Source organism: Acinetobacter lactucae (assembly GCF_013344765.1).
Lineage (GTDB): Bacteria > Pseudomonadota > Gammaproteobacteria > Pseudomonadales > Moraxellaceae > Acinetobacter > Acinetobacter lactucae_A.
This window is the reverse complement of the sequence record NZ_JABVBF010000097.1, coordinates 1-13395: the sequence shown is the minus strand read 5'-3', so window position 1 is coordinate 13395 and position 13395 is coordinate 1. Positions and strand designations below refer to the sequence as shown.

General features: G+C 39.6%; 12 protein-coding genes. 1 reads left to right on the top strand and 11 read right to left on the bottom strand.

What is annotated here, in order from left to right; genetic code table 11:
• The first annotated feature begins 168 nt into the window (after positions 1 to 168).
• Positions 169 to 3744: an AAA domain-containing protein gene (locus tag HUN22_RS10940; RefSeq protein WP_174729086.1), complete on the top strand. Its 3576-nt coding sequence runs from the start codon at positions 169 to 171 to the stop codon at positions 3742 to 3744.
• A 104-nt stretch (positions 3745 to 3848) separates the two neighbouring features.
• Here the strand turns inward: HUN22_RS10940 and catC are convergent, their stop codons facing one another.
• The 11 genes from catC to HUN22_RS10885 form a co-directional block, all read right to left on the bottom strand.
• A complete protein-coding gene (gene catC, locus HUN22_RS10935) occupies positions 3849 to 4139 on the bottom strand; it encodes a muconolactone Delta-isomerase (protein WP_100192779.1) in 291 nt (96 codons plus the stop codon).
• Positions 4140 to 4152: 13 nt separating this feature from the next.
• Positions 4153 to 5367 carry a 3-oxoadipyl-CoA thiolase gene (pcaF, locus tag HUN22_RS10930; RefSeq protein WP_174729083.1) on the bottom strand — a complete coding sequence of 405 codons (1215 nt, stop codon included), beginning with the start codon at positions 5365 to 5367 and terminating at the stop codon, positions 4153 to 4155.
• A 12-nt stretch (positions 5368 to 5379) separates the two neighbouring features.
• Positions 5380 to 6033, bottom strand: coding sequence for a 3-oxoacid CoA-transferase subunit B (locus HUN22_RS10925; protein ID WP_174729080.1), 654 nt, complete (start codon positions 6031 to 6033; stop codon positions 5380 to 5382).
• Positions 6034 to 6051: 18 nt separating this feature from the next.
• Complete coding sequence (locus HUN22_RS10920; protein WP_174729077.1) at positions 6052 to 6723, bottom strand: 3-oxoacid CoA-transferase subunit A; 672 nt, start codon at positions 6721 to 6723, stop codon at positions 6052 to 6054.
• Between the two features lie 81 nt (positions 6724 to 6804).
• Complete coding sequence (locus HUN22_RS10915; protein WP_100192783.1) at positions 6805 to 7737, bottom strand: alpha/beta fold hydrolase; 933 nt, start codon at positions 7735 to 7737, stop codon at positions 6805 to 6807.
• A gap of 63 nt (positions 7738 to 7800) precedes the next feature.
• Positions 7801 to 8712 carry an alpha/beta fold hydrolase gene (locus HUN22_RS10910; RefSeq protein WP_254617534.1) on the bottom strand — a complete coding sequence of 304 codons (912 nt, stop codon included), beginning with the start codon at positions 8710 to 8712 and terminating at the stop codon, positions 7801 to 7803.
• 9 nt (positions 8713 to 8721) lie between these two features.
• Positions 8722 to 9495 carry a substrate-binding domain-containing protein gene (locus HUN22_RS10905; RefSeq protein ID WP_174729074.1) on the bottom strand — a complete coding sequence of 258 codons (774 nt, stop codon included), beginning with the start codon at positions 9493 to 9495 and terminating at the stop codon, positions 8722 to 8724.
• Between the two features lie 61 nt (positions 9496 to 9556).
• A complete protein-coding gene (locus HUN22_RS10900) occupies positions 9557 to 10396 on the bottom strand; it encodes an amidohydrolase family protein (protein ID WP_174729071.1) in 840 nt (279 codons plus the stop codon).
• 79 nt (positions 10397 to 10475) lie between these two features.
• Positions 10476 to 11294 carry an SDR family NAD(P)-dependent oxidoreductase gene (locus HUN22_RS10895; RefSeq protein WP_170249771.1) on the bottom strand — a complete coding sequence of 273 codons (819 nt, stop codon included), beginning with the start codon at positions 11292 to 11294 and terminating at the stop codon, positions 10476 to 10478.
• 1 nt (position 11295) lies between these two features.
• Positions 11296 to 11859: a carboxymuconolactone decarboxylase family protein gene (locus tag HUN22_RS10890; protein WP_174729068.1), complete on the bottom strand. Its 564-nt coding sequence runs from the start codon at positions 11857 to 11859 to the stop codon at positions 11296 to 11298.
• A gap of 30 nt (positions 11860 to 11889) precedes the next feature.
• On the bottom strand, positions 11890 to 13212 hold the full coding sequence (locus tag HUN22_RS10885; RefSeq protein ID WP_174729065.1) for a cation:dicarboxylate symporter family transporter: 1323 nt from the start codon (positions 13210 to 13212) through the stop codon (positions 11890 to 11892).
• Positions 13213 to 13395: the final 183 nt, after the last annotated feature.

Sequence of the window (13395 nt, the reverse complement as noted above, 5' to 3'; positions counted from 1 at the left end):
TACTTATGTTTTGATTAGGTAATTGCGATGAATATACCCATTTTCCACACTTTGTAAAAGACAAAATATTTCGTCAAATGTAGATATAACAGACATGTATATTACGTAGTGCCTAATAAAATCTTATCTATATGATAGTATTTATTTAAATAATAATTTGAGTTAGCAATGAGTTTAGATCAGGCAAATTTACTTAAAGCTTGGCAACGTTTCATAGAGATTACAGGTTGTGAAAAGTCCAAAATTCCTGTGATCGGTGTTAATAACTGCCAAAATATTATTTTTAAGGGCTCTGATTTAATTGAGAATGTTGACAGCCATGGTGTATTTATTGAATTGCATCCAATGCAAATTGCACATCTCAAAGAAAAATATGTAACTTTTGATGAAGATCTAAATGCAGAGGTCATTCGAGACCAACTTTCTTTTGCATTTCCTTTGCTTACGATGCACAAGAACCGCGAGACATTTTATCTTCCCTTATTCATCGTAGAACTTCCTTCGGATTTTTTGGTGAGAGATGGATTCACTGGGTTTGATATATCTTCAAATCTACCCGATAGCATTAAGGTGAATATCTCTGTACTGCTGAATTATTTTGATGTTGATATAGATCAAATTGATGAAACTCGTAATTTCATTGATATGATTAATTTGCTATGCGATACCAAACACTCAGACTTTAAATCAGTATATGAAGGTTTCTTAAGTTGGGCAAATGAGCGCCTGCAAATGAAGAACAATAACTTCAATCAAATCTTTTTGGCTCCAAATATAAGTGGACTAATCTTTTCAGTTATTAATGATGATTTGAGCAGTAACCGCGATCTCGAGGACTTTAAATATTTATTATCAGAAATAGAAAAAACTGATCAAAGTAGCGAAAACTATGTGTCAAAAAATTATCCCTTACTAAATATCTATTTAAGTAAAACTAACAAGAACCAATCGATTATCAAAAGCTGTCCAGTGCATGAGACCAAAATTTATGGCCTATTTGAGCATGAATACTCATTAGGACGTGGACAGTTTCAATCAATACAAGCAGCCAATATAAAACCTGAATTACCATTGATTGCAGTTCAAGGTGCTCCTGGTACTGGTAAAACCACTCTATTCAAATCCTTAATTGCTCAGCAAATTACTGCTCGTGCACTTTCAATTATTAGTGGTGAAGATAAAAATCATAATATGTTGGTATGCTCTACAGCGATTAAAGCTGTAGATAACGTCATTGCCGATCTAAGAGCAGATGAATTCACAAAAGAATTAAGTTGGCTTTGGTTTCATGGCGGTTCAAAGCAAAAAATAGAAAATGAAGTCAAAAACCGATTAGAGCCCTATATTTCGCATCTTGAAGCGAATGAGTTTGATCAAAATAAATATGATTCTCTTAAAGCGAAAATTATTGCCGGTAGCATCGAAATTAATAAGATTGCCAACCAATTTCAAAAAGATTATCAGTTGCTCCAAGAAAAAAAAGCATCTGTTCCATTCATTAATCCTAATAGCGACTTAGATCCCACAGCACTTCGTGAGGACTTGAGTAAATATCAGATGGAGCTTGGTGAAAAGTTAGATACTGAATTAAAAGATAAAGGATATTCAGATGCAATACTTGAACAGCGCCAAAATCAACTTAGTTTTGAAAATAAAAAATTGTCTGAACAAATTGATGAAATCAATGTTGCTATGGAGTGTGTAAAAAACTTATTGGCATATTGGCCAAAAAAATTCTCACCTTCACAATTCGCAGATTGGATGCTGAATAAAAAAGTACGTGGTAAGTTCACATTATCTTTTGGTGACTTCTTCAAACTTCAATTTTTAAAACTGGTTACAATGTTTTCTCCAGCTAGAATTAATCTTTTAGCCTCTTGTGAAGTATTGAGTCGATATGATGAGTTAAGTGAATTTGAAAGAAAACTCAACCATGGAACTGAGCAACTTAAAATATTGAATATACTTCACCAGACATCAATCAATTTTAATGCTTTTATAAACGCTCATAAGCAATTTAATGAAAGCTTTAAAGGATGTCAGGACTTATCAGATGCATTACGTTTAAAGGCGGTTGAGTTAAATCGCAAGATGTTTGAGGATTCTGTACAATTCCTTTACCAAGAGCAATTGAAGCGTAAACCTGAACTCATTGAGGCATTATCTCATTGGTCAGCCATGTTACTTGGTGGAAATACCCCTACTCCTAATTTTGGTAAATTCATCAAGCAAAGTAAAAATTTTTATAATCTCACTTCATTGGCGTACCCAGTTGTTGCGTCTACATTAGCTTCAGCACACAAAATGTCTGGTTATAAGAAACTTGATCATCTTAAAGGCATAAAACCTTGGAACTTGGTATTAGTCGATGAGGCTGGGATGGTTTCAGTAGAAAATCTAGTTCCAGTATTGTCACGTAGTAATACAGCGATGATCGTTGGTGACCCCTTACAACTAGAGCCAATCCGCACAATCTCAAAACCATCTATTCAAAAAATCTACAATGAGTATTTCCTTAATCATGACGAGGAATACAAAATGCTTGGTCCCGGTCAGGTTACAGCATATCACCGAGCAGCTGGAACCTTAACTGGTGAAATCAGCGATATAGGTGATGGGATCATTTTAGATGAGCATAGACGATGTCAAGCTCCGATCGCGAAATTGTTTATTGATATTGCTGAATATAAAGATCTCAGTGTCACTACTTTCAAGCCTAAGGAATCAATCGAAAAAGCCTTCAATGCATTTGGTGGGCATCATTTGATGTTCTACCATGTCGATGGTTCAAGGTCGATTGGAAAGACAAACCTAGATGAAGTTCGTGCCATTGGTGAATTATTAAATCAACTAGAAAAGGCTGGTTACAACCTGAAGGCTGATGTCGGTATTATTACACCGTATGCGGATCAAAAACGCTTGTTGTTGAATGCTTATGGTAAACGCCTTGGATGTGAATTTGAAACTCGTATTGGCACAGTTCATCAATTCCAAGGTACTGGCTTTGACGTGATTATTTATAGTCCAGTGATCTTTGATGAGTTAGACAGCCCATCTTTCCAAAACACACGACCGAACATGCTTAACGTAGCCGTATCTCGTGCAAAACAGCAGTTTATTGTAATTGGTAACTATCACAAGCTTAAGCAAACAAATGGTCCATTAAAAATGGTAGCTGAACGCACGTCTTCAGATTTCTATTTAGAGCTTGGTAGCCAGAGTCCAAGTTACCATGATTTTTCAATAAGCTTTGCTGTAGAAAAGCACATCTATGATGCTCAACATATCAAAGCATTTGAGTACTACCTTGAGAAAGCCGAGAAATCTGTTGTGATTATAGTTCCATGGATTCGTAAGCCACACTACGTACAAGTCCAAAAACAGTTGGATCTAATCAAAGCAGCTAAAGAACGTGGCATCAATGTGAGGATTTATTATGGTTACAGCAACTTAGAAATCAATCAAAAAGATGACAATGATCAACAGTTGGTTCAAAAGTACATCAAAGCACTTGGCCCAGATAATATTATCCGTATTCCACAAGGCACTCATGAGAAGGTACTACTGGTAGATGATCGATTATTAGTGATTGGCAGTTGGAATTGGCTTTCTAACGCATACTACAAATGGTATGAAACTCAGAATACTGCGCAGACTAATTTAGCGATACGACGTGAGACTAGTATTATAATCATGAATAGAAAGCTCATTACAGACTATAAGGCACATAACAATATAACCTAAAAAGGAGTAAAAACTTATTTCATATGCATGATTGTCGCATTCTTTAAATAGAGCACCTATTATTATTAAATAAGTGCTTTTCCATATTTATAAAAAACTCATACTTAATAATCACCTTCTCTCACAGAAGATGGATGTCTATTTAAAGCCATCACTTCAATTTTCATGTAAGGGTAAAGTGGTAAGCCTTGTAATAAATTATGTAGCTCTTCATTACTTTCAACATCAAAAATACTAATGTTTGCGTATTGCCCTGTTATTCTCCATAAATGGCGACATTTACCTTGTCTTTGGATTTCTTGAGAATAAGCACGTTCTCTTGCTTTAATATCTTCAATTTCCTGCTCAGTTAAATGGCTAGGTAAAATCACATCTTTTCGTACGTAAAATAGCATTAGTTCTTTCCTTTTAAATAACACGTTCAATAATCAAAGCAATTCCTTGACCTACCCCAATACACATCGAACATAAGGCATAACGGCCGCCTGTTTGTTCAAGCTGGTTTAAGGCAGTGGTTACGAGGCGTGCCCCTGACGCACCAAGTGGATGGCCCAATGCAATTGCACCACCGTTTGGATTTACCTTGTTGCTATCGTCTGGCAAGCCTAAATCACGAGTCACTGCCAAAGCTTGTGCAGCAAACGCTTCATTGAGCTCAATTACATCCATTTGCTCTAAAGTCAGGTTGGCTTGTTTAAGTAATTTTTTAATGGCGGGTGCCGGAGCAAAACCCATAATACGTGGTTCTACACCCACTGCTGTTGAAGCAATGATCTTGGCACGTGGTTTGAGGTTATAAGCTTGAACTGCCTCATCAGAAGCAATCAGTAGAGCTGCTGCCCCATCATTAATACCTGAAGCATTGCCTGCAGTGACTGTACCATCTGCTTTTACAACTGGTTTAAGTTTGCTTAAGCCTTCAAGTGTGGTTGATGCACGTGGATGTTCATCAGTATCAATCACAACAGCATCGCCCTTACGCTGAGGAATTTCAACTGCCACGATTTCTTTAGAAAAAAAGCCTTTGGCTTGCGCGCTTGCGGTGCGTTGTTGGCTCACCAAGGCAAACTGGTCCTGATCTGCACGATTAACGTTAAACTGTTCAGCTACGTTTTCGGCAGTCTGGGGCATGGTGTCTACACCATACAATTCTTTAAGTTTAGGGTTAATGAAACGCCAACCCATGGTGGTGTCTTCAATCTTTTGGCTACGGCCAAAAGCACTGTCAGACTTACCCATCACATAAGGTGCACGACTCATACTTTCGACACCACCTGCAATCACCAAGTTTGCTTCACCTGCTTTAATGGCACGGGCAGCAATGGCAATGGCATCGAGTGAAGAACCACACAAACGGTTAATGGTGGTTGCTGGTACTTGATACGGTAAACCCGCAAGCAGTGCTGACATACGGCCGACATTACGGTTATCTTCACCGGCTTGGTTGGCACAGCCATAGATCACATCATCGACCTGTTCCCAATCTACATTTGGGTTACGTTGGATTAAAGCTTTAATTGGCACAGCGCCAAGGTCATCAGCACGGACAGGAGCAAGACCACCGGCATAACGACCGAATGGAGTACGGATGGCATCGATGATATAAGCGTTTTTTAATGTCATTTCCCTACTTCCTTACCCTTGAGTCGCATCAGTCAAAGTTGCACCAGTTAAAGCCTGTAACTCATCAAAACTAAGACCGTCTACTTTCTCGATCACCTTTAAACCATCTTTAGTCACATCAATCACGCACAGGTCAGTGTAAATACGATCAACACAGTGTTTACCCGTAACCGGATAAGTCAGCTCAGCAACAATCTTCGGTTCACCTTGCTTGGTCACATGGTCTGTAGTGATAAATACCTTTTTAGCACCTACTGCTAAATCCATCGCACCACCTACCGCAGGAATCGCATCCGGTGCACCTGTGTGCCAGTTCGCCAAGTCACCATTCGCAGCAACCTGAAAGGCGCCAAGCACCGCAATATCAAGGTGACCACCACGCATCATGGCAAATGAATCGCCATGGTGGAAAAAGCTGCCACCTTCAAGCATGGTCACAAATTCTTTACCCGCATTAATCAGTTCTGGGTCTTCTTCACCTGCCGCTGGCGGTGGGCCAAAAGCTAACAGGCCATTTTCAGAATGAAGGAAAATATCTTTGTCATTAGGTAGGTAGCTTGCAATCTTGGTTGGTAGGCCAATACCTAAATTTACATAGGCACCATCTGGAATATCTTGTGCCACACGTTTTGCAATCTGGTCACGGCTGAGTTTCTGGTAGCTCATGTTATTTCTCCTTATTGCTTACTGTGCGGGCTGTACTTGAATAACGTGCTGTACAAAGATACCTGGTGTGATGATGTGCTCTGGATCTAGGCCACCTAGCTCAACCACCTCAGAAACCTGAACAATGGTCACATCAGCAGCCATGGCCATAATCGGGCCAAAGTTACGGGCAGATTTACGGTAAACCAGATTGCCCCAGCGATCGCCTTTGTAAGCTTTAATCAGAGCAAAGTCAGCCTTAATTGGGTATTCGAGTACGTAATCTTTACCATCGATCTGGCGGGTTTCTTTGCCTTCAGCTAAAAGTGTTCCGAAGCCAGTTGGGGTAAACACAGCACCAAGTCCCATACCTGCTGCTTGAATACGACAAGCCAGATTACCTTGCGGAACGACTTCAAGCTCAACCTTTCCGGCACGGTACAGTTCATCAAATACATAAGAGTCTGACTGACGTGGGAAAGAGCAAATCACTTTTTTAACTGAACCAGCCTTAAGCAGTTTCGCCAGACCATAATCGCCATTACCGGCATTGTTGCTCACAATGGTCAGGTCTTTAACGCCAAGTTCAATAAGACCGTCAATGAGTTCAGCGGGTTGTCCTGCGGTACCAAAACCACCAATCAGAATGGTTGCACCATCTTTAATCTGCGATAGAACCTCGCTTAGTGAGGACTTACTTTTGTCAATCATATGGAAAAGTCTCTTAAAGCCGTAATGCACAAAATCGATTAGAAACGAACGTTCCTGAACGTTCGTTTCTTTAAGGAACAACTATGATTTTTTCGCGAATTGTTGTTTAGCAAATTTACCAATTGCATCCGCTAAAGCTTTCGGTTGCTCTGGAACTAAGGCATGACCTGCATTTTTAATTTCGACTATCGTCACTCGATCACCTAAAGCACCTTTTAAAACACCTCTTAAAGGTTTAGGCGCAACTGTGTCGTATTCTGGTTGAATATCTAAAATTGGTGCTTTGCCAGCAGCAAAATAGTCATCTACAGGAGTGTTATTACGGGCATAACCTTGTGCATCGTGTGCTTCGTGGTGCCAACCAGTTAGCCATACGCGCGGATCATTCATTGGTGCAAAGAATGCACGTTTTAAATATTCAATACGCTTAGCTTCTGGAAGCTCTTCATTTCCAGCATTATCAATCGCCTCACGAATTTCAGGACCAATTGGTTTACCTTTATATCCCTCTGGCACTTTACCTGCGGAAGCGCCAGCTAACACCACCCCTTTAACCAAATCTGGACGTTGCGTTGCGACCATACGGGTTGGGAAATTGCCCCATGCATGACCGACTACAATTGCAGGTCCAGCTTTAAAATGTTCGATCACTGCTGCAACGTCATTTCCATAGTCTTGAATATGCAATTTTTCCATTGGACCGCGGCTTAAACCAATTCCACGAACTTCCGGTCGAATCACTCTAAAGCCTTGTTTGACTAAATCTTGTGCAACTACGTCATAGTCACGTACAGAACGCCCGAGTGACGACATAATCACAATGGTTGGCCCCTTACCTTGTACATAAGCTTGAATAGAGACATCACCATACTTCACCATCTCATAAGGCACATTGCTTACCTTAGAGGCAGCTGCCGTATGCGTTGCTGGTGAAATGTTTGTTTGTTTTGCTTCCGTAACCGTTGCTGTGGCTAATAATATTGCTGTAGATAAAATAGCTAAGGTTTTGTTCATCTTAATCAACTCCATGTTTTAGATGATTGTGGTTTAAAAATTAAATAAGCAGATTTAAGTCAACTAATTGGCTGAATATACTTGTTTGGAAAATTTGGCTATCGCATTTGCCATCGCTTCTGGTTGTTCTGGTACCATCGCATGACCTGCGTTTTTGATAACCTGTTCAACAACTCGTTCAGGCAAATACTCTTTCATTACATTTTTGACGACAACGGCATCGTACTCTCCTTGTAAATCAAGGATTGGAACCGTTTTCCCACCCGAAAAATAATCATCAATTGGCGTTACAATTCGTGCATGAGCTTCAGCAGCATGGTTTTTTTCATACCAACCGTTTAACCACACATGTGGATCATTCATAGGTGCGAAGAAAGCTTGTTTTAGATATGTGATACGTTGTTCTTGAGAAAGCTTATAATTGCCTGCGTTATCAATTGCATCTCGTAAACGCCCATACGGTTTTTCAGTTGAATCTTTAGGTAACTTACCTGCTGAAGCAGCGGCCATGACAATACCGCGAACCAGATCTGGTCGATCAGCAGCAAGCATACGTGCAGGCTGACTTCCCCATGCATGTCCAACGACTACCACTGGTCCAGTTTTTTCAGCATCTAAAACTAAAGTAACGTCAGCAGCAAAATCATGGAGAGTTAAATTCTCTAAAGGTCCTGTACTGCCATTGATACCTCTAGGTTCAGGACGTATTACTTTAAAGCCTGATTTTGCAAGATAATCTGCAACAACATCAAAATCTCTAGCGCCACGACTTAATGAAGGAAGTAATACAATTACAGGGCCCTTCCCTTGTACATAGAACTCAATTGACACATCACCTTGTTGGATCTGCTTTTTATGAACAGAGAAATTTGAAATTAAATTTGCTTGATCCATATTAGATTCAACCCTATCAAGACTTGAGCACCCCATCAGGCTCAATGATGTCGATAAAATTGCAGTTAAGTATTTCTTCATGGTGATTCCTCACTTGCCAATTGGTTCTAAACCACTGTTGGTCAAAATACTTGCTGCTTGTTTAGATTTTAAAAATTGTACAAATTGAGCTGCGATTTCAGGATGTTCAGCTTTTTTAGAAATCACTGATGAAAACTTACTAACGTATTGCAAACTTTCAGGTAAAGGTGCAACAAAGGTAATCCCTTTAGTATGCTTAAGCTCACTAATCTGTTGCATTCCGACATCAGCCTGATGTTCTGCTAACACTTCTCCGACCAGCTTTTTACCCGGAACCTCAAGCCCCTTTGTTTGCATTTCTTGTTCAATATTCAATTTTTCAAATAGTGTTGAACGAATATAGACACCACTTGAACCTTGAGAGTAGGCAACTTTTTGGGCTGACAATAAGGCTGCCTTTAAGTCTGCTTCATTTTTTAATGGTGGTACTTTAGTACCTTTACTCACAGCCAAACCAATTTTTGAATTTGCCAATTCAGTACGACTCGATAAGTCAAAATTTTGACTTAATTCATTAGATTTAAGTGCATCATCCAAAATAATAGCCAAGTCCATTTTTTCATTGTTTTTAATTCGCATTGGTAATGATTCAGGAGACTTTCCGGCAGATGGCCCCCATTCGATATGAACCGTATTTCCAGTTAATTTTTCATACATCGGAATAAGGGTATCCATAGCACCATGGAAAGAACCAGATGCAATAACATTTAATTGCGCTGCATGTGCTGGCACGACCATAGCAATTGATAAGCCCATTCCTGAAACTAATTTTTTTAAACTCATTTTTACTTCCTTTTAAGTGAAGAAGTATTCAGTCAATGAATACTTCATTGTTTTTAAAACATTAATTTTCTATGAGATATAAATTTCGTGGATTATCGACAAATACGGCTTGTATTAATTCAGGCGTATTGAGTGCTTTTAATGCAAACTTTAAAAGCTCATCATCATTAGGAATTTCACCTTTCACATTTGGATGAGGCCAATCTGTTCCCCAAACCACTCGATTTGGTGCAAGTTTGATTAACTTCTGAACCCAATTCAGTGAAGCATCCCAAGTGTTGGCAGGCTGTCCATTCATTGCACGATCAATTCCGGAAATTTTTAGCCAACGCTTCGGATTCATCATGACTTGGCGCAACTTGTTAAAAGTATTTGCTGCATCTTGTGAGTCAAGCAAATTAGGTCGTGCCATATGATCAATCACAATATCGACATCTATGTCATGCCAAGCTTCAATCGCAGGTAAAATATCTTCAATTTTGCCGTGTATCTGAATATGTAATCCGAGCTTTGCAACTCGCTCAACCAAGCTACGTAATGCTTGCGGATCACGGCTTCCCGGCAAATGCCCCATCATGTTAAAGCGAATACCACAAATACCGCCTTGCTTTAATTCAACAAGTTGCTCATCTGTAATATCGTGATCTACTAAAGCAACACCTCGATAATTAAAGTTACTTTGTTCAATCGCATCTAAGATGATGGCGTTATCTGAACCATAGGCGACGGCTTGAACAAAAACACCGTGTTCAATTCCTAAACTTTTGTGTAATTCAAGCAACTGCTTAAATGTTGCTGGTTCAGGATGATATGCAGCATCTTCAGGTAACGGAAAGCGATCAAAAGGCCCATATATATGAAAATGGCAATCCCATGAACCTTTTGGCAAATTAAATGACATAGTACTTCCTAAACAAATCTTATTAGGTTCAACAAATATTCCATGTACCTCACATATTTGGAGTTACTCAGAATTCACCTTAATCACAACGTGCGGTCATTCCGCCATCGACCACAATTTCTGTTCCAGTAACAAAACGGGCTTCATCACTTGCTAGAAACAAAGCAGCAAAAGCTGTATCTCGACCATCTCCCATAAAGCCTGCGGGAATTCGTTTTAAACGACTTTCAAGCAATTGATCGACATCACCGCCAGTACGTTGTCCTGCTAAACGAACCTCAACCATCGGGGTATGTAATTGACCAGGCAAGACAGTGTTTACGCGTATTCCTTTAGGGGCATATTCAACAGCAGTCACTTTTGATAATTGAATAATCGCGGCTTTACTTGCGGCATAGGCAACTTGCGGAGCGCCTGTAAAACGGATTCCAGAAGTTGAAGCCGTATTTACAATCGAACCACCGCCCTGTTGCTCCATATATGGAATGGTGTGCTTACAAGTTAAAAAGACGCTTTTTAAGTTTAAGTCGAGTTGTTTGTTCCAAGCTTCTTCTGATAATGCGACAGCTCCACCAGCGGCAGAACCACCTACGTTATTCACTAAAATATCGACACGACCATATTTCTCTACACAGGCTTCAACCATGGTTTGAACTGACTCACTGTCAGTCACATCACATGCAAAAGGTGTCACTTCACCACCGAAGTTTTGAATACGATTTAAAGTCTCTTGCATTGCATCAATCGAACGATCTACAGCAAAAATTTTTGCCCCTGCTTTTGCAAAAAGTACTGCCGCTGCACGACCATTTCCCCAACCTGGACCAACACAACCGGCACCTGTAATGATTGCAACTTTATCTTTCAAACGTCCTTGAGGATTAATTTCATCAAACATATTAAATTCCTGCTTCTGGGGTTGGTAATTCAGGAGTTACACCTGCTGGGGGTGGAACCTCGAAAACATTAATCGTCATAGAAATCAGGGTGTAATAACCTGCTATCGCGACCAAATCAATTAAGGTATCTGTTCCAAGTAGTTGCTCTATTTCTATATAGATCTGTTCAGAAACCCTTTTAGTTTCATGAAGCTCATAAATGAACTGATAAATTAATTGTTCATCTTTATGAATAAATGCGGGTTGCTCACCTAAACGAATTGCTTCAATGATGTCTTTACTTAGGCCAGCCTCAATTGCGTAAGGTTTATGGGCAGCCCATTCATATTCAGCTAGCCAGTGTCTACCCATTAGTAAGATGGCTAATTCACTCAAACGCGGCTCTAAACAACTATCGTATCGGCAATATTGACCAAGACTTTGTGCCAAATTGGCTAACTTTGGATGATGCAACCAGATCGCTAAAGGACCTCGCACCCCTTTACGTGGACCGCTTGCAATTGCATCGAATACAACTTGTTGTTCAGCAGTTAAATGTTCTGGGTCTATCGCTTTTAAACGCATGTCTATTCTCGATATAAGAAGTTGAGATAATTAATGAGATTTATCTAAAACTTGACTTGATTGATTTGAATCAGAAGCTAATGGTGTCTCTACCAAAGAATCTTTCGCCCGTAGCAGACTACGTTTAGGTCTCTTACCTGTTTGTTTTTCAAAAGCATCAGCATCGAAAGCATTTTCCCAACGAGCAACCGCATAGACTGCAAGCGTGTTTCCAATAATGTTGGTAATTGCCATAATAGTTGCCATAATTCGGTCAACACCAAATAACAGTCCCAAACCACCTAATGGTAAAGTTTTTACAGACTGTAAAGTCGCTGCCAATTTAATAAAGGCGCCTCCAGCAACAGTAGTTCCACCTTTCGAGGTAAAGCTTAAAATTGCTAATAGAACCAGTTGATCGATTAAGCTCAAAGGCGTGTCAGTTGCTTGTGCAATAAAGCCCACCGCAATTGCCATATATAAAGCTGTGCCATCTAAGTTAAAGCTATAACCTGTAGGTAATACGAACCCGACAACAGCTTCATCACAACCAGTTTTCTTGAGTTTTTCAATCAGTTTAGGAAAGGCAACTTCACCAGATGCTGTACCGAATACTAAAAGTATTTCGTCACGAATCACTTTTAAAATGGTGAGGAAAGGTAGTCCAATAATCCATGTCACTGCACCAAGGGCAAATACGATAAAGAAGAAGCACGCTGCATAGAAAACACCAATTAATTTCATTAAATAAATAAGTGTTTCACCGCCGTAACTACCAATTGCAGCCGACATCGCACCAAAAGCACCGAGTGGAGCAAGCTTCATGATAAAGCCGAGCATCTTGAACAAGATGGTTTGTGCTTCATCAATTCCTTTAACAATGACAGAGTCTGGACCACAACATAAATTGATAGCCATACCCGCTAAAATTGAAACAACCAATACTTGTAAGACGTTTCCAGTCGCAAAAGCATCTACGATGGTATGGGGAATCATATTTAAGAAGAAATCAACCGCTGAAAGTGTGGCTGAGCCCTTTGCTGCATCAGGTTCGGCTAAGTCCGTTGCATGAAGCCCTGAACCGGGCTGTAACACATTGACAAACACAAAGCCTATCAGCATTGCTACAGTTGTTAGCACTTCAAAATAAATAAGTGACTTAACACCCAAACGGCCCAGTTTTTTCATATCTTTAATATGAGTTAAACCATGAACCAAGGTAAGAAAAATCAAAGGAGCTAAAAGCATTTTTAGTAAAGCAATAAATGCTTGACCTAATGGCTTCATTGCTTTTGCCCATTCAGGGGAGACTAAACCCAAAATAATGGCAGCAATAATTGCAATAATTACCTGCACATGTAGTTTTTTTAACATGTCGAATTCCTATATCGAAACTTTAAAATGCTTGTGCTTGAACACATCCCTGCATTTTTGGCAAACGAATCCCCTATAAACAACATTCATATGTGTTTAGATTTAAATATAACGGGGGGTTCAATTGTCTAGAGTGTTTAACTCATCGAAAAGCTAGATTTAAAAGATAATCTGTCATAGAAT

Coding starts and splice junctions, on each gene's coding strand:
- HUN22_RS10915 (WP_100192783.1), bottom strand. CDS start 7,737: ATGAACAAAACCTTAGCTATTTTATCTACAGCAATATTATTAGCCACA.
- HUN22_RS10895 (WP_170249771.1), bottom strand. CDS start 11,294: ATGTTTGATGAAATTAATCCTCAAGGACGTTTGAAAGATAAAGTTGCA.
- HUN22_RS10920 (WP_174729077.1), bottom strand. CDS start 6,723: ATGATTGACAAAAGTAAGTCCTCACTAAGCGAGGTTCTATCGCAGATT.
- HUN22_RS10925 (WP_174729080.1), bottom strand. CDS start 6,033: ATGAGCTACCAGAAACTCAGCCGTGACCAGATTGCAAAACGTGTGGCA.
- catC (WP_100192779.1), bottom strand. CDS start 4,139: ATGCTATTTTACGTACGAAAAGATGTGATTTTACCTAGCCATTTAACT.
- HUN22_RS10910 (WP_254617534.1), bottom strand. CDS start 8,712: ATGAAGAAATACTTAACTGCAATTTTATCGACATCATTGAGCCTGATG.
- HUN22_RS10940 (WP_174729086.1), top strand. CDS start 169: ATGAGTTTAGATCAGGCAAATTTACTTAAAGCTTGGCAACGTTTCATA.
- HUN22_RS10900 (WP_174729071.1), bottom strand. CDS start 10,396: ATGTCATTTAATTTGCCAAAAGGTTCATGGGATTGCCATTTTCATATA.
- HUN22_RS10885 (WP_174729065.1), bottom strand. CDS start 13,212: ATGTTAAAAAAACTACATGTGCAGGTAATTATTGCAATTATTGCTGCC.
- pcaF (WP_174729083.1), bottom strand. CDS start 5,367: ATGACATTAAAAAACGCTTATATCATCGATGCCATCCGTACTCCATTC.
- HUN22_RS10905 (WP_174729074.1), bottom strand. CDS start 9,495: ATGAGTTTAAAAAAATTAGTTTCAGGAATGGGCTTATCAATTGCTATG.
- HUN22_RS10890 (WP_174729068.1), bottom strand. CDS start 11,859: ATGCGTTTAAAAGCGATAGACCCAGAACATTTAACTGCTGAACAACAA.